Raw genomic sequence first — 20,939 nt, 5'->3', positions numbered from 1 at the left:
GCCAAGCTGGTGGGCCACGATGCAGGTCCGGTGCGCGCACCGCTGACCGACCTCAACGAAGAGGAAGTGGCCATGCTGGATGCCCTGATCAAGAAGCTGGGACCGCAATAAGACGGTCGTTCCGTATTGAGTTGAAGCGTTGAGAGCCGACTGTGTCGGCTCTTTTTTTGCACCATCTTCGGCAGCGCTGGCGCCATTTCGGTGAAAACCCGGCGCTTCGGCCATTGGAAACGCTGGCCCGAAACCTGCTAGATCTCCCCCCGAAGAGTAGAAGCGTTCAACCGCCCTTTCCCATTGCCATCGACATGGCGATTCGGAAGGCGGCAGGAAATTGCTCTTGATGTCCGCGCCCCACGGCGGAACTCGAGAGCCCACCATCCAGGCATCAAGCGTTCCCCCTGTCGGCCGGACCTGTTCACCTTTCCTGAACCCGGAACGACATGACCGACACCTCCCTCCCCCTCCACGAACTGGCCCGTGAATCGCGCATGGGCGCACATGGATTCGAGACCGATGCGCGCGAAATCCGCCGCATCGACCTGTCGGACTTTGACCAACGCAAATCTGAAATTGCCGACCAACTGTGGCAGGCCGCCACCGATATCGGCTTCTTCCAGCTGGAAAACCACGGCATCGAACTGACAGCCGTGCGCGAAGCGTTTGCCATGACCGAACAGTTCTTCGCGTTACCTGAGTCGGTGAAGGCCCGGCATCCGCTGCAAAAGGCCAACAACGCGGGCTGGGAAACACGCGCGCAAGTGCGCCCGTCCACCGGCACGCCTGATCAGAAGGAGTCGTACCAGATCACGCGTCCGCATATGGCGCCGCTGTGGCCCACGGAGTCCGAATTGCCCCGCTTCCAGGAAACCATGCTCGCGTTCGAACGCCAGAGCTGGGAGGTCGGCATGAAGGTGCTCTCATGCTTTGCCGACAAGCTCGGATTCGATGCCGAATTCTTTACGCGCGCCCACGATCCCGCGGCGCCCGACTACCAGAGCACGCTACGGCTGCTGCATTACTACGGCATTCCGCCCGAGGCGCAACACAATCTCGATCTCTGGCGCGCAGGTGCCCATACGGATTTCGACTGCCTGACTCTGCTGTTCCAGCGCCAGGGTCAGGGCGGGTTGCAGGTGTGTCCGGGCAAGGAGATGGAAGCACAGGCATGGACGCCGATTCCGCCGGACGAGGACGTCATCACCTGCAATATCGGCGACATGCTGATGCGCTGGAGCGACGACCGCCTGCCGTCCAACTTCCACCGCGTACGCAATCCGCTGCCGGGGGAATACATGGGTCCGCGCTACAGCCTGGCATTCTTCTGCCAGGCCAATCGCAACGCCATGATCGAAGGCCCCACCAGACTGTATCCGGCGATCACTGCCGGCGACTTCCTGCGGCAACGCGTAGCGGCGAATTTCAAGGCGTACTGAGGCGCGTGGTTTTGCTCCCCTCTCCCGCGTGAGGGAGAGGGGAGAAAACCATCGGCAAGCAATCAACACCAAAACAAAAAACCCCGCGTTCTTGCGAAGCGCAGGGTTTCAAGCCGCCCGGGACCCGCTTGACGCGGGTATCGGGCTAGCGACTACCAAAGAGGTTGCGATCAGGCCGCGGCGTCCTTCAGCTTCTTCAGCGGGCGCACCTTGACCTTGACGCTGGCCGGCTTGGCCGGGAACCAACGCTCTTCACCCGTGAACGGGTCCTTGCCGAAACGCTTCTTCTTGGCCGGCACTTGCTGCGCGGTCACCTTCAGCAGGCCCGGCAGCGTGAATTCGCCAGCGCCCTTCTTGTTCAGCGCGCTAACGATGGTGTTTTCGAGGTGGGCCAGCACCGTCTTCACGGCCTTGGGTTCGAGCTGGGTTTGCGCTACCAGGTGAGCGACCAGGCTCGACTTGTTGAAGGTGTCCTTCAGCGGCTTAGCAACGGGAGCAGCAGCGGCAGCGGGAGCAGCCTTCTTGGCCGGGGCAGCGGCCTTCTTTGCGGCAGCCTTCACGGGTGCCTTGGTTGCTGCGGCCTTCTTGGCAGCAGGCTTGGTTGCAGTCTTCGCGGTGGTCGGTTTCGCTTTGGTCGCCATATCGATATACGAGAGTTGAAGATTAGTGTCCCGGCTCGAACGCAGCATCAGCGTTTTGCTTCGTTGCGATTCGTGGTGTCCGGCACGCACTGAATCATAGCGGAAACGGCCAGAAGTAAAGGGGTTTTTCACATGCGGTAACGCAAACCAAGTGAAAACCCCGTGTTTTGTAGCTGCTTTGCGTCAGCAAACACGCTGAAACGCGTTACGTCCCCCCACTTTCGCATGTCAAAGACGCTGCGAGACAGCAAAAGTTTCCATCGATCAGTGCGCGTGCGCAGCCATCGAATCGCGCGTTTCGTGTGTCCGGCCACAGCGAGTACGATTGGGGGAACCACCAATTTCACCGCTGACTTCACCGCTGACGCGCCATGCTTGCCACCGACGAAATCCCCGCCCTGACCCCGAGCCAACGCGACGCGTGGCTGCAGCGCATCGGTATCGACACGCCGCAGCCGCCCGACCTGGCGTTTCTCAATACGCTGATTGCCGCCCACCTGGCGCATATTCCGTTCGAGAACCTGAATCCGCTGACCGGGCAGCGCGTGGCCATCGACCTGCCATCGGTCTTCGAAAAACTCGTACGTCAGCCACGCGGCGGCTATTGCTTCGAACTGAACACGCTGTTCTGCGCCGGCCTCAAATCGCTCGGCTTCGCGGTGGTGCCGCTGGCCGCGCGCGTGCGCTGGAACGTACCGGATGCAACACCGACGGGCCTCTCGCACATGCTGCTGCGCGTGGAAGTGGCACACGAGAGCTACGTTGCCGACGTCGGTTTCGGCGGTCCGACTCCCGATCGCGCGCTGCCGTTGTCACTACCAGTCGAGGCCGACGCGCCCTATCGTCTGCAGCCCAACGCGGCAGCAGCGGCCGGCACCGCGTTCCATTGCTACGACCTGGCCGTGCGTAATCCCGAAGCGGAACAGGAGAATGCTGACAGTGCAGGCGCTGCGGACGATGCTGACGGTGCTGACTCGTGGCGCGTGATGTACCGCTTCGACCTGACACCGCAGCCGCAGATCGATTTCGTGGCGCGCAACTGGTATGTGTCGACGCACCCGGACAGCCATTTCACGCGCACACTGATCGCGGCCTGCACCGATGCCACCGGTGCGCGCCTGTCGCTTGGCAATGGCAACCTGACCGAGCGCGCGGCGGACGGCCGCGTGCACAAGACGGTGCTGGCATCGGCCGACGCCGTGATCGGCGTGCTGGCCGAGCGCTTCGGGATCTTGCCCGACCCGGGGGTGCGAGCGGCCCTGGCCGAACTGCTACCGGCAATACTGGCCGGATGATGCGGCGGTGCGATTCCGCGCTGCGGCATCAGCCAGACAGCGCCATGCATCGCATGAATTGCCCGCAGAAAGTTTGCTGATACCGCTACCGGTGCGCCGTCCTGGCTGTGGACTGAGGGGGGATGCCTGCCCATAATGTCCCGGCCAATCCACGATTCAGGCGGCGGCCAGGACCGCTGCCGACCACCAGGAGACACCATGTCATTGTTCGATCTGTCGGGCAAGGTTGCCATCATCACCGGTTCGTCGCGCGGCATCGGCCGCGCCATTGCCGAGCAATTGGCCATACAGGGCGCCAAAGTCGTCATCTCGTCGCGCAAGGAAGAGGCTTGCCAGGAAGTGGCGGATGCCATCAACGCCGAACACGGCGCAGGCACCGCGCTGGCCGTGGCCGCCAATATTTCGTCGAAGGAAGCGCTGCAGCACCTGGTCGACGAGACCAACCGCGTGTTCGGCAAGGTCGACGTGCTGGTCTGCAACGCGGCATCGAACCCCTATTACGGGCCGATGAGCGGCGTCACCGACGACCAGTTCCGCAAGGTGCTGGACAACAACGTGATCTCCAATCACTGGCTGATCCAGATGGTTGCGCCGCAAATGATCGACCGCAAGGACGGCTCGATCATCATCGTGTCGTCGATTGGCGGCCTGCGTGGCTCGCCGACAATCGGTGTCTACAACGTGTCCAAGGCGGCCGATTTCCAGCTGGCGCGCAATCTGGCCGTGGAATTCGGACCGCACAACGTGCGCGTGAACTGCATTGCGCCGGGGCTGATCAAGACCGATTTCGCGCGCGCGCTGTGGGAAGACCCGGTGCGTTACAAGCAGTCGACCGAGAACGCCCCGCTGCGCCGCATCGGCGAGCCGGTGGAAATTGCCGGCGCCGCGTGCTTCCTGGCTTCGGCGGCGAGCACCTTCATGACCGGCCAGGCGCTGGTGGTGGACGGAGGCGTTACGATCTGATCTGTTCCTTGCGGGGAGGCAACGCATGTCGCAACAACCGCAGCAGGCCGGCCAGTGGCCGGTCATGTCGATCGCCGAGGCACACGCCCGGCTGACCGCACCGGGCGCGCCGTTCGAAACCGAGACGCGCGAGATCCGGGGCATTCCCACCACGGTCTGGAAGAACGCGCCGCCCACGCTGCGCGATCTGTTCCTGATCGCCGCGGCCTGGGGTGAAAGAACCTTCGTGGTCTATGAGGACGAGCGCGTCAGCTATCGCTCGTTTGCGCTGGCCGCGACCGCGCTCGCGCATCAACTGGCACGCGATGGCGTGCGCAAGGGCGACCGCGTGGCCGTGGCCATGCGCAACCTGCCAGAATGGCCCGTGGCAATGTATGCGGGCGTGCTGACCGGCGCCATCGTCACACCGCTCAACGCGTGGTGGACCGGGCCGGAACTGGAATATGGCCTGTCCGATTCGGGCAGCCGCGTCGCCATTGTCGATTACGAGCGGCTTGACCGTATCCTGGAGCACCTGCCTAACTGCCCGGCGCTGGAGCGCATCTACGTGTCACGGGCGCCGGCCAATGCCAGCTTCGACGATCCGCGCATCGTATCGCTGGCGGCGGTGATCGGCGAATCGGACGCATGGCCGTCGTTGCCTTCGCAGTCGCTGCCTATCGTCCCGCTCGACCCCGACGACGACGCCACGATCTTCTACACGTCGGGTACTACTGGCAAGCCCAAGGGCGCCGTCGGCACCCATCGCAATGCATGTTCGGTGGCGGTCTGCGCGCAATTCAGCCCGTTGCGCAACCTGCTGCGGCGCGGCGAGCCGGTACCCGAACCGGATCCGCAAGCGCCGCAGAAAGCCGCGCTGCTGGCGGTGCCGTTCTTCCATGTCACCGGCTGCATGTCGGTACTCAATGGGGCGCTGGCGGCCGGCGGCAAGATCGTGCTGATGTATCGCTGGGATACGCTGCGCGCGATGCAACTGATCGAGCGCGAGCGCTGCACGTCGGCCGGTGGCGTCCCCACCATTGCATGGCAGATCATCGAGCATCCGCAACGTGGCGAATTCGATCTGTCGTCGCTGGAAAACATGCATTACGGCGGCGCGCCCGCTTCGCCGGAACTGGTTCGCCGCATCAAGGAAGCATTCCCGGGCGCCGCGCCGGGCATTGGCTGGGGCATGACCGAGACGTCGGCCACGTTCACGAGCCATAGCGCCGACGAGTACATCCATCGCCCCGCCAGCAGTGGCCCATCGCTGCCCATCGGCGAGATGAAGATCGACGACGGGTTCGGCAACGCGCTACCTACGGGCGAGATCGGCGAACTGATGGTACGTGGTGCCAACGTCGTGCACAGCTACTGGAACAAGCCCGAGGCCACGGCGAAGACTTTTGTCGATGGCTGGCTGCATACCGGCGACGTGGCGCGGCTCGACGCAGAAGGCTTTCTCTATATCGTGGACCGCATGAAGGACATGCTGATTCGCGGCGGAGAGAATATCTACTGCATCGAAGTGGAAAGCGCGCTGTATGCGCATCCGGCAATCATGGATGCCGCGGTGGTTGGCATCGCGCATCGCACGCTTGGTGAAGAGCCGGCCGCCGTGGTCAGCCTGAAGCCGGGCGCGCAGGCCACCGAGGCAGAGCTGCAGGCGTTCGTGCGCGAACAGCTCGCGGCGTTCAAGGTGCCGGTGCGGATCATCGTGTCCTCCGACATGCTGCCAAGAAACCCGAACGGCAAGATCCTGAAGTCAAACCTGCGCAAACTGTTCGAATAGCAGCAGTGTTCTGGCTCCCCTCTCCCGCATGCGGGAGAGGGGCTGGGGGAGAGGGCCGGCGCTTCTGCTTGCCAACCAACGCAGCCCCCACCACTCCCCTACTTCACCGGAATCGGCGTTCCCGCCGGCACCGGCACGGCCGTCACCGCATTCTGCGGGCTACCGCTGACAATGCGGTCCGAGTAAGTCAGGTACACCAGCGTATTGCGCTTGCGATCCACCGCGCGCACCACGTGCAGCGTCTTGAACAGGATCGACATACGCTCCGAGAACACGTCTTCCTGGGCTTTCAGCGGCCCCTTGAACGCGATCGTGCCAACCTGGCGGCAGGCAATCGATGCCTCGGGCGGATCCTCGGCCATGCCGAGCGTACCCTTGATGCCGCCCGTGCGGGCGCGCGACACGTAGCAGGTCACCCCATCCACCTGCGGGTCGTCATAGGCCTCGATTACCACCTTGTCCGACCCGGTCATGCGGAAATTGGTCGCCACACTGCCAATCTCCTCGGCATGCGCGGCGCCGGCCAGCATGGTCAGACCGCACGCCAGGCCGAGGCATACTCGGGACTTGTGCATCATTCGGTCGTCGCCCCCTTGATCTCGTCATGGCGGCGTTCCATTTCCTGGCGCAGCGCGCGGCGCTGTTTGGCGGCTTCGAAACGCTGGCGCTCCACCTCGTCGCGCGGCTGCAGCGGTGGCACCTCGGCGGGCGCACCGTTGTCGTCCACGGCCACCATCGTGAAGTAGCAGCTGTTGGTATGTCGCACTACCTTGCTGCGGATATTCTCGGTAACCACCTTGATGCCAATTTCCATCGAGCTGCGGCCCGTGAAATTCACCGCGGACAGGAACGTCACGAGTTCACCCACGTGAATCGGCTGGCGGAACATCACCTGGTCCACCGACAGCGTCACCACATAACGGCCGGCATAGCGGCTGGCGCATGCATAGGCCACCATGTCCAGATACTTGAGGATGGTGCCGCCGTGGACATTACCGGAAAAATTGGCCATGTCCGGCGTCATCAGCACGGTCATGGAAAGCTGGTGGGACAGATCGTTCATCACTGAGAATCCAGAAATCGAGCCTGAGGCGCGGGCAGTGTAACCCGCTGCGCGCGCCAATGGCATACCGGAGGCAGCGATTTTCCATGGTGGGCGGCAAAACAGATTGTCCGGTGTGATTGACCGGTATGCCGCGCCCAAAAAGAAAAGCGGCCTGCAGGGCCGCTTTCTGTACTTCGCAGACGCGATGCGCTTACTTCTTCTTGTTCACGGCGTCCTTGAAGCCCTGGCCGGCGGAGAACTTCACCGTCTTCGCGGCCGGGATCTTGATCGTTTCGCCGGTGCGCGGATTGCGACCGGTGCGTGCTGCACGCTTGCCCGAGCTGAAGCTGCCAAACCCCACCAGCGTAACCGAGTCGCCCTTGGCCACTGCCTTCTTGATACTGTCCAGCGCAGCGTTCAGCGCGCGCTCAGCGGCAGCGTTGCTGAGTTCTGCTTCCGCGGCGATGGCCGATACCAGTTCACCTTTATTCATGGCTGATTTCCCTTGTTGGTCGTCGTCACCGGACTTATGCCAGATGGCAAAAGTCCGATCGGCGCAGTCTAATCTGCCCTTTGCAGCTTGGGCAATCCCCAGTGGCACCAATGCAACGGAAACTGCCGGAAATCGTTCCCTGGCAAGACTTAGCGGGTGTTTTACCCCTCTGTTTGCCGAATCGCCGCATCACTTTTACAGCCGTTTTACGTATCGGACGGCGCACTTGTAGCGGATGGCATGAAATTGCGCTTACCGCAGGGTATGCAGCAACATTATTGGGTAATCGTGCCATACCAAAAATCAGTTGCCGACGCCCCGAATCGGTGCCGGACGCGCGTATGCACCGTTTACGCCCATGCACCATGACCTGAATGCGTTAATTTGGCGCATGCATGCCCACTTATTGCGCACGCTGTTGCGCCGCCGCAGAGACGTCAGACGCCATCGAAGTGCTTGACGCACTGATACTGCGCGGGATTCCCTGTTTTGCAGCCAGTTATGGAACGCAAATTGCTTACTCGTGCTCCCATTTTGAGCATTGAGGTAGGCGATGGAGAATTTGAAGACTGGCACCGATGCGTTGTTCATCCTGCTTGGCGCGATTATGGTGCTGGCCATGCATGCGGGCTTCGCTTTCCTGGAACTTGGCACCGTCCGCAAGAAGAACCAGGTCAATGCGCTGGTGAAGATCCTGGTCGATTTCGCGGTATCCACGCTGGCCTACTTCTTTATCGGCTATACGATTGCCTACGGCGTGCAGTTCTTTTCTGGCGCCGAGGCACTGGCCCAGCAAAACGGCCACGAGCTTGTGAAGTTCTTCTTCCTGGCCACGTTTGCCGCCGCCATTCCGGCCATCATCTCGGGCGGCATTGCGGAGCGCTCGCGCTTCAATCCGCAACTGATGGCCACCTTTGTGCTGGTGGGCTTCGTGTACCCATTCTTCGAGGGCATCGCGTGGAACAACCGTTTCGGTATCCAGGACTGGATCACGACGGTGGCCGGTGCGCCGTTCCATGACTTTGCCGGCTCCGTGGTGGTGCATGCGGTGGGCGGCTGGATCGCCCTGCCCGCCGTGCTGCTGCTGGGCGCACGCCGCGGCCGCTACCAGAAGGACGGCCGTATCAGCGCCCATCCGCCCTCGAACATTCCGTTCCTGGCACTGGGCGCGTGGGTGCTGGCCGTGGGCTGGTTCGGCTTTAACGTGATGAGCGCGCAGACCATCGACAAGATCAGCGGGCTGGTTGCCATCAACTCGCTGATGGCCATGGTCGGCGGCACGCTGGCGGCGTGGGCGGCGGGCCGCAATGACCCGGGCTTTTCATACAATGGCCCGCTGGCCGGCCTGGTGGCGGTCTGCGCGGGCTCCGACCTGATGCATCCGCTGGGTGCGCTGGTGACCGGCGCCGTCGCGGGCGTGCTGTTTGTCTATATGTTTACGCTGGCGCAGAACAAATGGCATATCGATGACGTACTGGGCGTCTGGCCGCTGCACGGACTCTGCGGCGCCTGGGGTGGCATCGCCGCCGGCATTTTCGGCGCCCGGGCACTGGGCGGCATGGGTGGCGTGTCGATGACGGCGCAAGTGATCGGCACGCTGATGGGCATCGTCATCGCCCTGGTGGGCGGCACCGTGGTCTACGGCGCGCTCAAGAAAGCGGTCGGCATCCGCCTGGATCCGGAAGAGGAATTCAACGGCGCCGACCTGACGCTGCACCGCATCTCGGCTACCCCGGAACGCGAAACCAACTGGTAGTGTCAGGCATCGCACGCGATACAGGAAAAATCGCGCGCAACAGCGACTAAAAATGGCCGGCGGATATCCGGCCATTTTTACTTTGCGCCTCAAAAAGATTGACTTGAACTTTGCCGGGCGCGCGCCCAATAATGCCCTTGCCAAACAGGAGCGCGTCCATGGATTCCACCTCGCTGCAAAGCATTCGCGACATTGTCTACAGCTACGCTACGGTCTTCGGCGTCAAGATCCTGGCCGCCCTGGCGTTCTGGGTAATCGGCCGCTGGCTGATCCATTTCGTGGTCCGGCTGGTACAGGGTTCGCTGGCCAAGCAGAGCGTGGACCCGACGCTGCTGCGCTATGTCGGATCGATCGTCACGGTCACCCTGAACGTGGTGCTGGTGATCGGCATCCTCGGCTATTTCGGCATCCAGACCACCACGTTCGCGGCGCTGATCGCGGCGGCGGGCGTGGCCATCGGCATGGCATGGTCCGGACTGATGTCGAATTTCGCCGCGGGCGCCTTCCTGGTGGTGCTGCGGCCGTTCAAGGTTGGCGATTTCGTTTCAGTGGGTGGCGTCACGGGTACCGTGCGTGAAATCGGCCTGTTTGCCACCACGCTCGATACCCCCGACAACGTGCTGACCGTGGTCGGCAACAACAAGATCTTCAGCGACACCATCCAGAACTACACCGCCAATCCGTTCCGGCGCGTGGAACTGAAGGCGCAACTGGCCGGCACCACCGACGTGGGCGCGGCGGTCACGCTGCTCAAGGAGAAACTCGCCGCAATTCCCAACGTGCTCGCCGATCCGCCGGTCGATGTCGAGATCCTCGAATTCACGCTGGTCGGCCCGGTCCTGGCCGTGCGTCCGTACTGCCACAACGATCACTACTGGCAGGTGTACTTCGACACCAATCGTACGATCCGCGACAGCTTCGGCCAGGCCGGCTTCGCGGCGCCAATGCCGGCGCAGACAGTGATCATGCAGAATGCTCCGGCGGTACAACTGACGGAGCCGGCAAATCAGGCGGCTTGAAGCGGGGCTTTAGCCCGGCTGGCGCTGGCCAGCCCGGCCGTACAGCCGTAGCAGCACCGCGCCACTGCCGCAGATGGCCATCACCACGGCCAGCGGCAGCGACGTGCCGTCATGCCAGACACTGACTGCCGCGCCCGCCAGCGTGCCGAAGCCGAACTGCAGCGTGCCCATCAGCGCCGAAGCCGTGCCGGCGCGATGGCTCTGACGCGACAAGGCCAGCGCCGAGGCATTGGGCGTGATGCAGCCCAGTCCGGCAAGGAAGACGAAAAAGCAGCACAGCAGCACCGGTAGCGTGGCCACGCCCAGCAACGCGGCCACGGCCAGCGTAAGGCCCGCCAGGCAAGGCGCGAGCAACGCGGCGCGCAGCACGTCGTCGAGCGCACGGGTACGCACCAGGCGCGCGTTGACCTGCGACATCGCGATCAGGCCAAATGCGTTGGCACCAAACACAAAGCCGTAGTAAGAGGGATCGATGCCATGCAGTTCGATCAGCACGAACGGCGAGCCCGCGATATAGGCAAACATGCCACCCTGCACGCATCCGGCGGACAGCGAGTAGCCCAGGAACTCGCGATCGCGCAGCAGTTCCCAGTAGCCGCGCAGCACCGTGCCCGGATGCAGCGAACGGCGGCGCTGCGGATCGAGCGATTCTTCCATGCGTGCATGGACCAGCCACAACAGCAATACCGCTGCGCCGCAGTGGATCCAGAAGATCGCGCGCCAGCCGGTTGCCGCAAGCACCGCGCCGCCGATCAGTGGCGCGAGGATCGGGGCCAGGCCCATCACCAGCATCAGCGACGAGAATGCGCGTGCCGAATCGCGCGCTTCGAGCCGGTCGCGAATCACTGCCCGCGACACCACCAGCCCGGTGCAACCTCCGAGTGCCTGCAGGAAACGCCAGAGCATCAGCGATTCCACGCTCGAGGCCAGTGCGCAGCCGGCCGCCGCCACGCCATACAGCGCCAGCCCGATATAAAGCGGTGCCTTGCGCCCGAAGCGGTCGCTGATCGGGCCGTAGAATGCCTGCCCGATCGCCAGGCCCACCAGGAATGTACCGAGTGTAAGTTGTACCTGCCCGATATCGGTGTGCAGGTCGGCAGCCAGCGCGGGAAAGCTGGGCAGGTACATGTCGATGGACAGCGGTGCGATGGCGGTCAGCGACGCGCAGATCAGCAACCAGAGCGGAAAGCGCGCGGTGGACGGCGTGCTTGCGGTGGACGTCATGAAATGGTTCCGGAAAGGCAAGGCGCAATTGTTGCATAGCATGCGGCGTGAAAGCGCCGCGCGCGTCAAGTCAGCGAAAGTACCGTGGAAAATCCGCCGCAGACCGGCCAGCAGCGCGGCATCATAGGTGGCGCGGCTTTCACGTGAAGCGAGGTGAAGGGTACAATGCGTGCCTGTCGGGACGGATGTAACCCGACCACGCAGTCAGACGCATCGCGGGAGACGGATCACGGGACCCGTCCTCGGCACCGTTATCCTGCATGACCATACGACATACGCCGTTTATTGCTTCGCTGAGCCTGGTTGCGTTCGCAACCTTGCCGCCGCTGCCCGCCTGGGCCGCGCCTGGCAGGGTGCCCGCAGTGGCATCGGCACCGTTGGCCGCGCCCGTGGTGGTCGACGAAGCCGAAGCCCTGTCACGCATGCTCAAGGGCGCCGCCACCGGCCAGAACACCGGCGGCGCCGGTGTTCCCGAACTGCTGCGCAACACCAATCGTCCGGACAGCGTGCTGGCGCGCGCCTGCCGCCAGCTCAACGACGCATTGCCCATCGAGATCGACGGCGAAACACGGCTACGCCGCTGCCAGTCGATACCGGGCAAGCACGTACTGTTTCAACTTGAACTGACGAACTATCGTGGGCCGATGCTCGACCTGGCCAGCTTCGAGGTCAGCTATGCCGCACCACTGCAGCGCAATATCTGCGCCAATCGCGACGTGGAAATCCTGACCAAGATTGGCGTCAGCATGATGTTCCGCTACATGACGCGTAACGACCGCGGCGAACGCCGCGTAGGGGACGTGTATATCAACGCACCGATCTGCGTATCGGCACTGCGGTAGGCGTACGGCAGGCGTTTAAAACACCGTAGGCCCGCTCCCCTCTCCCGCGCGCGGGAGAGGGGTTGGGGGAGAGGGTCGGCGACTCAAGATGCGATAAGCGCGATTTGAACCGCCCGCCCTCTCCCCCGCCCCTCTCCCGCACGGCGGGAGAGGGGAGCAAACCGACAGCAAAACACTGCTTATACCGCGCGTGGACGCAACGGCAGCACGTTGGGTGCGCGGCGCATCAGCATGCGGGTTTCCTTCCACGCAGCGTCGGCCAGCGGCGAACCCCACACCATTTCATGGAGCTTCGATAGCGCAAACGGATCGCCGAGCAGGATGTGCTTCTGCGCCGGCGACAGCGATTGCGGGCCGTTGGTCAACGCGTGCTGCACCAGCGATGCATGCTGCATCCGGGCAGGCTCCGGCTGGATCTTGCGCGCGCTGGCGGTGGCACACATCAACGCGTTGGTCACCGGGTCCACCACGGCATCGACAAAGCCCGGAGTTTCCTGGGCCGCTTCCACGTGCTGCTGTGTTTCCACGATCTCGCGCGGCACGAAGGTTTCCTCGGGGATCATGAACAGGCCGGCACGTCGTGCGGCACGACCCAGCGACACGCGCGACAGCATGACCGACAGCGGAATCGACAGCGCGAGCGAGCCGACGATCGGCAGCAGCCACCAGATGAAGCCGGGGCTCAACCAGTACACGCCAGCACCCCACACCAGCCCCAGCAGCGTATGGCCGCCGTGGCGACGGAACGCTTCGCCCCAGGTGGTCTCGGCATCTTCACGCGGCGGCGATTTCCACGAGATGCCCCATCCGCTGTACGCCGCAATCACGAACTTGGTATGGAACAGCATCCGTGTCGGCGCCAGCAGCGCGGAGAACGTCATCTCGATCAGCATGCTCAGGAACAGCCGCACCACCCCACCGTATTGCTTGGCGTCCTTGAGCAACAGGATCACGCTGGCCAGCTTGGGCAGGAACAGCAACGTGGCCGTGGCCGAGAACAGTGCGAGGGCCTTTTCCGGATGCCACTCAGGCCAGGTCGGGAACAACTGGTATGGCTTGGTGAAATACTCGGGCGGCACCAGCGCATGCTTGGCCAACGCGGCCGTGGACAGCAGCAGGAACAGGAACCACAAGGGCGCCGAAACATAGGCCATGATGCCGGTCAGGAACACGGCACGGTGCACGGCGTGGAACCCCTGCTTCATCCACAGGCGGAAGTTCATCAGGTTGCCCTGGCACCAGCGGCGGTCGCGCTTGACTTCGTCGAGCAGGTTCGGCGGCAGTTCCTCGAACGACCCGGGCAGGTCATAGGCAATCCACACGCCCCAGCCCGCGCGACGCATCATGGCCGCCTCGACAAAGTCGTGCGACAGGATTTCACCGGACAACGGCCCCTTGCCGGGCAGTGGCGCCAGGCCGCAATGCTCCATGAACGGCTTCACGCGGATGATGGCGTTGTGACCCCAGTAGTGCGACTCGCCAAGCTGCCAGTAATGCAGCCCCGCGGTGAACAGCGGACCATATACGCGCGTCGAGAACTGCTGCACGCGCGCATAGAGCGTGTCACGGCCCACGGCCAGCGGTGCGGTCTGGATGATGCCGGCACCGGGGTTGGCTTCCATCAGCCGCGCCAGCGTGGCCAGGCAATCGCCGCTCATCACGCTGTCGGCATCGAGCACGATCATGTAGCGGTACTTGCTGCCCCAGCGGCGGCAGAAGTCGGCCACGTTGCCGGTCTTGCGCTTCACGCGATGACGGCGCCAGCGATAGAAGATGCGGCCGAAGCCGCCAACCGCGCGGCACACTTCCATCCACGCATCGTGTTCGGCGGTGCGCAGGTCGGGGTTGCCGCTATCGGACAGCACGAAGAAATCGAAATGCTGCAGCTCGCCGGTGCGTTCCAGCGATTCGTACGTAGCGCGCAATCCTGCAAACACGCGCGTCACATCCTCATTGCAGATCGGCATGATGACCGCGGTGCGCGCGGACGGATCGATCGGTGCATCGCTGGCCGCACTACGCGAGATCAGGTGTCGATCGCCGCCCTTGAACAGCACCAGGAAACCCATCATCGCGGTCCAGAACCCGGCCGACACCCACGAGAACAGGATGGCAAACAGCGTGAGGATGGCGACTTCGAGCGGGTCGGCGCCATGGTACGGCAGTACCTTGGCCATGAAATACGTGGCCAGCACGGTCTGGATCACAACCAGTGCAAGCAGGAACCAGCGGCGATGCGAGCCGGCCGGGTGCCACTTGCCTTCGGCATCGGGGCCGTCGTGCAGCGTGTCCCACGTTTCGGGCACCGGCGGGCGGCCCAGCATCTTGCGCCACGCATTACGGATACCACCCCAGACGATATGTGGCGGCCATTGGCGCGGCACCATCGACGCGCGCTCGGGCTCGGGACCCGTATCCACGCGCACCGTGCCGTCATCGCGACGTTGCAACAGCGCTTCGCCGTCGACCTGCGGGTTGCCATAGGCCATCGTGAAACGACGACCCACCGATGCATAGGTGGCCCCACCGGGGGTACTGCCCTGATTCAAAACGGTAGCTTCCTTGTCCTTCGGGTCGCGTCCAGCCAGGCGCGTCTGCAATTCAATCATGGCCGATGGCACTTCGATACCTTCGGTCGGCACGCTGGACACGACCTGCTTGGGAGTATCGGCCAGCAGCTCGCTACGCAGTTCGGGCGAGGCCGGCAGGCGATCGACATAGCGCTCGCATGCTGCCGCCGCCTGGGCCGGGCGCTGCTTTAGCCTGGGGGTAAGATGTAGCTCCATGTCTCGGATAGGGTTGTATTGCCGTTGCGAAGATAGCCGCGCAACTCAACCGGCTTGTTCTCGTCCTTGCGCCGCATGAACATCGTCATGCGCCAGCCACCCGTGGCCTCGTTACGCTGGACTGTTGTCTTGAGCAGCTCGCCATTGGCGTCTGCCGATACCACCGGGTCCAGCCGCACCTCTTCGGGCAGCTTCTTGAACGCCGGTCCTTCGAAATCCACCACCAGCGAAAAACTGGTGTCGTCTGGCTTGCGCGTCAGGCCCTGGCCACGACGCGTTTGCGTGACCCACGACATCGGCGGAAGGTTCTCGCCGTCCTTCTGCCATTTGAGGCGGTACTCGTAGTCGAACGCCTGCTTCGGCTTGGGTGGGTTGTCCGGCACCCAGAACGCCACCACGTTGTCGTTGGTTTCGTCCGGCGTCGGGATCTGCACCAGCTCCACGCGGCCCGAGCCCCAGTTTCCCTTTGGCTCGACCCACGCGCTCGGCCGGCGCTCGTACCAGGAACCGATCTCCTGGTAGTTGTCGAAGTTGCGGTCGCGCTGCATCAGCCCATAGCCCTGCGGGTTGGTGGCACCGAACGACGTCACCAGCAGGCGCTTGGGGTTGACCAGCGGACGCCAGATCCATTCGCCAGTACCGAGCTGCACCGACAGGCCGTCGGAGTCGTGCACTTCGGGACGGAAATCGGCCGACGCGGACGGCTGGTTCTCGCCAAACAGGTACATGCTCGTCAGCGGCGCCAGCCCAAGCTTGGTCACGTTCTCGCGCAGGAACAGCCGCGACTTCACTTCCATCACGGTTTCGTCGCCCGGCTTGATGATGAAACGGTATGCGCCGCTCATGCGGCGCGAGTCCATCAGCGCATAAATGGTCAACTGCTTGTCGTTGGCCGACGGGCGCTCGATCCAGTACTCAACGAAGCGCGGGAACTCCTCGCCCGAATTGAGCGCGGTATCCACGGCCAGGCCACGCGCCGACAATCCGTACCACTGGTCCTTGCCCAGCGCACGGAAGTAGCTCGCACCGAGGAACGAAGCCAGTTCGTCCTTGCGCTTGCTCTGGTTCAGCGGATACATCAGGCGGAAGCCGGCAAAGCCAAGTCCCTTGAGCTTGGCCGGATCCACACGGTGCGAACCGTAGTTGAACGCCGCCGGATCGAAGCGGAATTCGCGCACGCTGTTGTTCACCACCTCGTTGATCTTCACGGGCTGGTCGAACACCATGCCTTCGTGGAAGAACGAGATCTCGAACGGCAGGCGCGCACCGCGCCACGCGAACCGCTCAGGCTTGTATTCGATCTCGCGATAGCGTTCGTAGGACAGTTCCTTCAGCTCGCGCGGCAATTCCTGCGCCTTGACGGGCTTGTAAGGCGAAGCCGACAGTTGCCGGGCGCGTGCCGCCACCGTTTCGAAATCGAAAGCGTGCGCGGTCAGCGCCATCACCGCCAGCATGCCACCGCCGATCCAGCGCCCCAGCCCGGAAATCCTGCCTGATAAACGGCGCGCGGGCGCAACTGTCGGGCGGTGGGCAGAGAGGGACGACGTTGGATATGCGGACATGAAAGCCGGTGACAGGGTTAGCGGGGAGCCAGGCGACCGGACGGTACGAACGATACCGATGCCCTGGAATACGTCAGGAAACTTCAACGGATGATGGATACAGCAAAAGGCGGACCAGCGTGCGGCGCATCAACAGCCACCGCCGGCTTCGGGGCGGTGTGGTAACAAGACGGAGATAGACCCACGCGTGTCAGGATTGTTGCATTGCGATGCGAAACCTTAACAATTCGAGCCTTAAAAGTCACGTTTCGTCACGGCAACGTTTGCAACAAAATGTCTCACCTGTCGGCTGGAAGCCGCTCCGCGCGTGCGTTTCAAGGCTGAAGTCAAGCATAGATCATGCGCGACCGAACCGCTGCAGCGTTGGTCCTGTGCATCTCTATCCGCCCAGGACGCCGCGGCGCGCTTACAATCGCCAACGTCATCGCTGTCTTTTTCACCAACAAGGAATGGTCATGCACGTTCGGCGACAAACCCGCCTGGCCCTGGCTGCGAGCCTGGGTTGCGCACTGCTCCTGGGCACCGCGGCACAACCTGCGTTTGCGTACTTCGAGAACTATCTGTCGGGCAGCATCATTGGCACGCTGACGCAGAAGGAAGCGGCCTCGCTGCAGAAGTCCGTGCGACAGGCGCTGGTCGATACGGAAGACAACAAGGCGGTGGAATGGCATTACCCGGCCGAAGGCCGTCGCCAGGCCGTCGATGGCACGATCACGCCGGTCGCAACAAAGACCGACAAGGGCCAGACCTGCCGTCAGCTGAAATCGGACCTGAAACGCGGCAGCGCCACCGAAGCGTGGTCGGGCTGGTTCTGCAAGCAGTCGAACGGCACCTGGAAGGCGCGTCACGTCGGCGAATGATCTTACCGACGTAACAAGCGCACCCGAGTCGGACCTAGACACTCACCCGAGACGCACCCCGGCACTCAGTGGCACAGGCGGCTGACCAGTTCGCCCGCCACGGTGCCGGATGCCGCGGGCATCGGCATGCCGGCCTGCGGCCCGCGCATCGAGTAGAGCGACTCGCCTCGCGCATAGCGCTTGTTGTAGAGCGTTTGCTCGATCACCGCATACATCGACGTCGCACAGTTGAGCACCATGCGCTTGAGCGACGAGCGGATCGTATCGCCACTGGCGGTCTTGATCACGCCAGGCGGCGCATTGTGGACCAGCACCACACCAACCTCGACGCCACGCCGACGAATCGACGTCTGATCCAGATAGGAAATGATGCCATTGGCGCCCATCAGCGGCAGCCAGCGTTGCGGATCTGGCGCACCGGGGTCCGGTGATGCCACAAGCGTGCACCCTTCACGTGGCGACGCGCGAAAGATCGTGCCGCCATTCGGGCCCTGGCACTGGTACAGCGCGCTGGCCGCGGCGGGTCGCGCGGTGGCATTGTTGTACGACGCCACGCCGTTGGATTCGGCATGCGCAGCAAGACTGAAACACGCGCCGGCAAGCAGTGCCGCACGTGCAAGAAAACGGAGAAACATCGGGGGGAACCCTCGTAAGGACGGGAAAGAGGCCCCGGCATTCTCGCACAGCATGCATGCCTCACGGCAAATTGCATCGTACGCAATGGCCTAAAGATGCCATCGCGCACGATATTTCCGCACAAAATTTGCGCGCGATCAGCCGTGGATTTCGCGCCAGGCCACTAGGTCGGCGATGGTCAGTACCGGAAGCGCGTACTGCGCCGCGAAGGTCAGCGCCTCCGGGCGACGCGCCATCGTGCCATCGGGATTCATCAACTCGCACAACACCGCGGCAGGCGCCAGGCCGGCCATGCGTGCCAGTTCAACGGAACCCTCGGTATGTCCACGGCGTTGCAGCACGCCGCCATCCACCGCCACCAGCGGGAACACATGCCCGGGACTGACCACCGCGTCGGTGCCGGCATCCTCGGCAATGGCGGCATGGATCGTCGTGATGCGGTCCGCCGCGCTGACGCCGGTGGTCACGCCCTCGCGCGCCTCGATCGATACCGTGAACGCGGTGCCGTACTGGCTGCGATTGTTCTCCACCATCGGACGCAAGCCCAGTTGGCGTACCTTGGCAGCAGTCAGGCACAGGCAGACGATGCCGCTGCACTCGCGGATCATCATCGCCATATTGGCGTTGGTCAGGCGCTCGGCGGCCAGGATCAGGTCGGCCTCGTTCTCGCGGTCGTCATCGTCCAGCAGTACGACCGGGCGCCCTTCGCGCATGGCGTCGAGTGCCTGCGCGATACGCTCGGCCAGCGGACGTGGGTCGGCATCGGCCACGGCAGCATTGTGGTCAGATGAACCGCTTGGGGATTGCGATTGGGATTGGGATTGGGTGAGTGTCAGCATTGGTGAAACGCTCCGTGCAGTCAGATTCCATGGGCGTTTCAGGGGAACGATCAGCGCAACGCGCACGACACCGCGCACGCACGCCACGGACGAAGCCGCGCGCGCATGCCGATGCCATGCGAATTCCGCCCATCTTCTTTCATCCGGACTATGACCGTCGGCCCTGGCCTCTCACCAGGTCTGCTGACCCCGCACGGGAATGCGGGCGCTCGCGGGCTCGTGGCAATGTGTCTTGCAACACCTGCCACATACCGCCGGTGGGGACTTTCACCCCGCCCTGAAGACGTAACGATGCCGCCATGGCCTTGGTGCCACGGCGGCGCAGCGATCTTAGCACGACTGTGCTTTTATGGCTGCCTATGCGTTCGCGGGCTGTGCCGCGAGCGCTTCGAACAATGCCTTCGTCGCATCGTCGGCGGGAAAGAAACACTCGATGCGCAGTTCCTGCAGCGTGATGTCCTGCGGAATGCCCAGCGTGGTCAGCGTGGAGAACAGCGAGGCGCGAAAGCCGCCCGCATGCAGCGCCACGGGCAATACCGGTGACGGCGCGCCTTCGGACGGATCGTCCTCCCCCAGCAGTACGCCGCCGGGATCCACCATGTCGGGATGCCATGCGGCGATGCGCTGGAAGATCTCGCGCGCAGTCTGGTCATGCGCCTGCACCTGCAGTTCCTGCCACACGCGGCGCAGCAGGTAGCGGCCCACCTGCCGCGCGTTCTCGATCATCGGCCACAGGCCATTCGGGTCGAACACCGCGAGCATCAGGTTGATGCGCCCATTACCGGCATCCAGCGTGGCCGGCTGGCGCCCACCGAGCAGTTTGTCGAGCATGCGCCGGTAGGCCTGGTTGGCGTCCACAAGATGCCAGAAGCGGTCCAGCACCACGGCGGGATACGGCTCCTGCTTGGCCAGGATCAGCGCGATGGCATGGCGCACCATCTGCATCGACGGCGCCGCCAGCGTGTTTTCGCTATACGCCGGGGCGTAGCCGCTGGCCAGCAGCAGCCGGTTGCGTTGCCGCAGCGGTACGCCTAGACGTTCGGCCAGCGCCAGCACCATTTCACGGCTCGGCCGCGCACGGCCAGATTCCAGGAAGCTGATATGGCGCTGCGACACGCCGGCCGCCAGCGACAGCGCCAGCTGGCTGTAACCGCGCTTGCCGCGCCAGTAGCGCAGGAGTCCGGGGAAATCGAGGGCGGCTTCGGAGCCAGGCGTGAGCGTTTCCATGGCTCGCATTACAGCATGCGCTTTGCCGCAGCGCGACTACCTCCAAGGTAATTACAGCCATTCAGCGTGCCCGGCTATCCGACTTTCAGATTCGTCGCATATCGCCGGGAGACGCGCGGATCTAGCATGAACTCATACGGTTAGCACCACCCGCACCCTCGACACCATGATCCGCTCCTTTGCGAACAAGACGACCGCCGCGGTCTTTTGCGGCCACTACGTGCACACGCTGCCCGCCGGAATCCAGGCCAGGGCGCTGCGCAAGCTCGAGATGCTCGACGCCGCGGCGTCGCTGCCCGACCTGCTCGCCCCACCCGCGAACCGCCTGGAACTGATGGGGGGTCGCCGGCGCGGGCAATGGCGCGTCAGGATCGAGGCGTCGTGGCATCTGTGCTTCCGCTTTGTCAACGGCGAATGCTGGGAAGTCGAGATCGCGCAATGCCAGTCTGAGGAGCCGAGGTCAACTACCCCGGCCTAAAGGCCGGAGCTTGAAAGGCAACTGGAAAGCTCGGGTTGACCAGGCAAAGCGGTAGCCAACCCGCTACGT

General features: G+C 63.5%; 19 protein-coding genes, 1 pseudogene and 1 riboswitch. Of the genes and pseudogenes, 10 read left to right on the top strand and 10 right to left on the bottom strand.

The genetic code is table 11. The features are described from left to right. Positions 1-111: pseudogene (locus tag ACO550_RS38975) on the top strand (5-dehydro-4-deoxyglucarate dehydratase); the annotation flags it as partial. A 329-nt stretch (positions 112-440) separates the two neighbouring features. Continuing rightward, positions 441-1,433, top strand: coding sequence for an isopenicillin N synthase family dioxygenase (locus tag ACO550_RS38970; protein WP_315598801.1), 993 nt, complete (start codon positions 441-443; stop codon positions 1,431-1,433). A gap of 170 nt (positions 1,434-1,603) precedes the next feature. Here the strand turns inward: ACO550_RS38970 and ACO550_RS38965 are convergent, their stop codons facing one another. After that, positions 1,604-2,074 (bottom strand): HU family DNA-binding protein, encoded by a 471-nt coding sequence (locus ACO550_RS38965; protein WP_315598802.1) that lies wholly within the window; start codon positions 2,072-2,074, stop codon positions 1,604-1,606. A gap of 371 nt (positions 2,075-2,445) precedes the next feature. Here ACO550_RS38965 and ACO550_RS38960 point away from each other — a divergent pair, with 371 nt between their 5' ends. The 3 genes from ACO550_RS38960 (at position 2,446) to ACO550_RS38950 (ending at position 6,103) form a co-directional block, all read left to right on the top strand. After that, positions 2,446-3,369, top strand: coding sequence for an arylamine N-acetyltransferase family protein (locus ACO550_RS38960; RefSeq protein WP_315598803.1), 924 nt, complete (start codon positions 2,446-2,448; stop codon positions 3,367-3,369). Between the two features lie 198 nt (positions 3,370-3,567). Beyond that, positions 3,568-4,332: a glucose 1-dehydrogenase gene (locus ACO550_RS38955; RefSeq protein WP_315598804.1), complete on the top strand. Its 765-nt coding sequence runs from the start codon at positions 3,568-3,570 to the stop codon at positions 4,330-4,332. Positions 4,333-4,357: 25 nt separating this feature from the next. Continuing rightward, complete coding sequence (locus ACO550_RS38950) at positions 4,358-6,103, top strand: AMP-binding protein (RefSeq protein ID WP_315598805.1); 1,746 nt, start codon at positions 4,358-4,360, stop codon at positions 6,101-6,103. A 98-nt stretch (positions 6,104-6,201) separates the two neighbouring features. Here the strand turns inward: ACO550_RS38950 and ACO550_RS38945 are convergent, their stop codons facing one another. The 3 genes from ACO550_RS38945 to ACO550_RS38935 form a co-directional block, all read right to left on the bottom strand. Next, positions 6,202-6,678 (bottom strand): CreA family protein, encoded by a 477-nt coding sequence (locus tag ACO550_RS38945; RefSeq protein ID WP_315598808.1) that lies wholly within the window; start codon positions 6,676-6,678, stop codon positions 6,202-6,204. Then, on the bottom strand, positions 6,678-7,166 hold the full coding sequence (locus tag ACO550_RS38940) for a hotdog domain-containing protein (protein WP_315598806.1): 489 nt from the start codon (positions 7,164-7,166) through the stop codon (positions 6,678-6,680). Before ACO550_RS38940 ends, ACO550_RS38945 begins: the two co-directional genes overlap by 1 nt. Positions 7,167-7,359: 193 nt before the next feature. Beyond that, entirely contained in the window at positions 7,360-7,641 is a 282-nt protein-coding gene (locus ACO550_RS38935) for an HU family DNA-binding protein (RefSeq protein WP_008651272.1), read from the bottom strand. 553 nt (positions 7,642-8,194) lie between these two features. Here ACO550_RS38935 and ACO550_RS38930 point away from each other — a divergent pair. Together ACO550_RS38930 and ACO550_RS38925 are read left to right on the top strand one after the other, a co-directional pair. Next, positions 8,195-9,397, top strand: coding sequence for an ammonium transporter (locus tag ACO550_RS38930; RefSeq protein ID WP_485995166.1), 1,203 nt, complete (start codon positions 8,195-8,197; stop codon positions 9,395-9,397). Positions 9,398-9,555: 158 nt separating this feature from the next. Next, a complete protein-coding gene (locus tag ACO550_RS38925) occupies positions 9,556-10,416 on the top strand; it encodes a mechanosensitive ion channel domain-containing protein (RefSeq protein WP_315598756.1) in 861 nt (286 codons plus the stop codon). A 9-nt stretch (positions 10,417-10,425) separates the two neighbouring features. Here ACO550_RS38925 and ACO550_RS38920 read toward each other — a convergent pair whose 3' ends face one another. Continuing rightward, positions 10,426-11,640: a Bcr/CflA family multidrug efflux MFS transporter gene (locus ACO550_RS38920; protein ID WP_315598755.1), complete on the bottom strand. Its 1,215-nt coding sequence runs from the start codon at positions 11,638-11,640 to the stop codon at positions 10,426-10,428. A 260-nt stretch (positions 11,641-11,900) separates the two neighbouring features. Here ACO550_RS38920 and ACO550_RS38915 point away from each other — a divergent pair, with 260 nt between their 5' ends. Next, on the top strand, positions 11,901-12,482 hold the full coding sequence (locus tag ACO550_RS38915) for a hypothetical protein (RefSeq protein WP_315598754.1): 582 nt from the start codon (positions 11,901-11,903) through the stop codon (positions 12,480-12,482). Positions 12,483-12,661: 179 nt separating this feature from the next. Here ACO550_RS38915 and mdoH read toward each other — a convergent pair whose 3' ends face one another. Together mdoH and ACO550_RS38905 are read right to left on the bottom strand one after the other, a co-directional pair. Further along, positions 12,662-15,268 carry a glucans biosynthesis glucosyltransferase MdoH gene (mdoH, locus tag ACO550_RS38910; RefSeq protein ID WP_315598753.1) on the bottom strand — a complete coding sequence of 869 codons (2,607 nt, stop codon included), beginning with the start codon at positions 15,266-15,268 and terminating at the stop codon, positions 12,662-12,664. Beyond that, positions 15,241-16,830, bottom strand: a complete 1,590-nt coding sequence (locus tag ACO550_RS38905; RefSeq protein ID WP_485995165.1) for a glucan biosynthesis protein G — start codon at positions 16,828-16,830, stop codon at positions 15,241-15,243. Before ACO550_RS38905 ends, mdoH begins: the two co-directional genes overlap by 28 nt. Before the next feature lie 455 nt (positions 16,831-17,285). Between ACO550_RS38905 and ACO550_RS38900 the strand changes: the two genes are divergently transcribed. Continuing rightward, positions 17,286-17,690 (top strand): RT0821/Lpp0805 family surface protein, encoded by a 405-nt coding sequence (locus ACO550_RS38900; protein WP_315598751.1) that lies wholly within the window; start codon positions 17,286-17,288, stop codon positions 17,688-17,690. A 65-nt stretch (positions 17,691-17,755) separates the two neighbouring features. Here the strand turns inward: ACO550_RS38900 and ACO550_RS38895 are convergent, their stop codons facing one another. From ACO550_RS38895 to ACO550_RS38885, 3 genes are all read right to left on the bottom strand, one after another. After that, positions 17,756-18,325, bottom strand: coding sequence for a surface-adhesin E family protein (locus ACO550_RS38895; RefSeq protein WP_315598750.1), 570 nt, complete (start codon positions 18,323-18,325; stop codon positions 17,756-17,758). A 138-nt stretch (positions 18,326-18,463) separates the two neighbouring features. Next, positions 18,464-19,165 (bottom strand): 3,4-dihydroxy-2-butanone-4-phosphate synthase, encoded by a 702-nt coding sequence (ribB, locus tag ACO550_RS38890; RefSeq protein ID WP_315598749.1) that lies wholly within the window; start codon positions 19,163-19,165, stop codon positions 18,464-18,466. 127 nt (positions 19,166-19,292) lie between these two features. Beyond that, a riboswitch (FMN riboswitch) is annotated at positions 19,293-19,454 on the bottom strand. 68 nt (positions 19,455-19,522) lie between these two features. Further along, positions 19,523-20,392, bottom strand: coding sequence for an MmyB family transcriptional regulator (locus ACO550_RS38885; RefSeq protein ID WP_315598748.1), 870 nt, complete (start codon positions 20,390-20,392; stop codon positions 19,523-19,525). 166 nt (positions 20,393-20,558) lie between these two features. Here ACO550_RS38885 and ACO550_RS38880 point away from each other — a divergent pair, with 166 nt between their 5' ends. After that, a complete protein-coding gene (locus ACO550_RS38880) occupies positions 20,559-20,870 on the top strand; it encodes a type II toxin-antitoxin system RelE/ParE family toxin (protein WP_315598747.1) in 312 nt (103 codons plus the stop codon). Positions 20,871-20,939 lie beyond the last annotated feature (69 nt).

It is taken from the genome of Cupriavidus sp., from assembly GCF_057315035.1.
Note: the sequence above shows the minus strand (reverse complement) of the source record. Positions and strands in the feature narration are given on the sequence as shown.

Coding starts and splice junctions, on each gene's coding strand:
- ACO550_RS38970 (WP_315598801.1), top strand. CDS start 441: ATGACCGACACCTCCCTCCCCCTCCACGAACTGGCCCGTGAATCGCGC.
- ACO550_RS38965 (WP_315598802.1), bottom strand. CDS start 2,074: ATGGCGACCAAAGCGAAACCGACCACCGCGAAGACTGCAACCAAGCCT.
- ACO550_RS38960 (WP_315598803.1), top strand. CDS start 2,446: ATGCTTGCCACCGACGAAATCCCCGCCCTGACCCCGAGCCAACGCGAC.
- ACO550_RS38955 (WP_315598804.1), top strand. CDS start 3,568: ATGTCATTGTTCGATCTGTCGGGCAAGGTTGCCATCATCACCGGTTCG.
- ACO550_RS38950 (WP_315598805.1), top strand. CDS start 4,358: ATGTCGCAACAACCGCAGCAGGCCGGCCAGTGGCCGGTCATGTCGATC.
- ACO550_RS38945 (WP_315598808.1), bottom strand. CDS start 6,678: ATGCACAAGTCCCGAGTATGCCTCGGCCTGGCGTGCGGTCTGACCATG.
- ACO550_RS38940 (WP_315598806.1), bottom strand. CDS start 7,166: ATGAACGATCTGTCCCACCAGCTTTCCATGACCGTGCTGATGACGCCG.
- ACO550_RS38935 (WP_008651272.1), bottom strand. CDS start 7,641: ATGAATAAAGGTGAACTGGTATCGGCCATCGCCGCGGAAGCAGAACTC.
- ACO550_RS38930 (WP_485995166.1), top strand. CDS start 8,195: ATGGAGAATTTGAAGACTGGCACCGATGCGTTGTTCATCCTGCTTGGC.
- ACO550_RS38925 (WP_315598756.1), top strand. CDS start 9,556: ATGGATTCCACCTCGCTGCAAAGCATTCGCGACATTGTCTACAGCTAC.
- ACO550_RS38920 (WP_315598755.1), bottom strand. CDS start 11,640: ATGACGTCCACCGCAAGCACGCCGTCCACCGCGCGCTTTCCGCTCTGG.
- ACO550_RS38915 (WP_315598754.1), top strand. CDS start 11,901: ATGACCATACGACATACGCCGTTTATTGCTTCGCTGAGCCTGGTTGCG.
- mdoH (WP_315598753.1), bottom strand. CDS start 15,268: ATGGAGCTACATCTTACCCCCAGGCTAAAGCAGCGCCCGGCCCAGGCG.
- ACO550_RS38905 (WP_485995165.1), bottom strand. CDS start 16,830: ATGTCCGCATATCCAACGTCGTCCCTCTCTGCCCACCGCCCGACAGTT.
- ACO550_RS38900 (WP_315598751.1), top strand. CDS start 17,286: ATGCACGTTCGGCGACAAACCCGCCTGGCCCTGGCTGCGAGCCTGGGT.
- ACO550_RS38895 (WP_315598750.1), bottom strand. CDS start 18,325: ATGTTTCTCCGTTTTCTTGCACGTGCGGCACTGCTTGCCGGCGCGTGT.
- ribB (WP_315598749.1), bottom strand. CDS start 19,165: ATGCTGACACTCACCCAATCCCAATCCCAATCGCAATCCCCAAGCGGT.
- ACO550_RS38885 (WP_315598748.1), bottom strand. CDS start 20,392: ATGGAAACGCTCACGCCTGGCTCCGAAGCCGCCCTCGATTTCCCCGGA.
- ACO550_RS38880 (WP_315598747.1), top strand. CDS start 20,559: ATGATCCGCTCCTTTGCGAACAAGACGACCGCCGCGGTCTTTTGCGGC.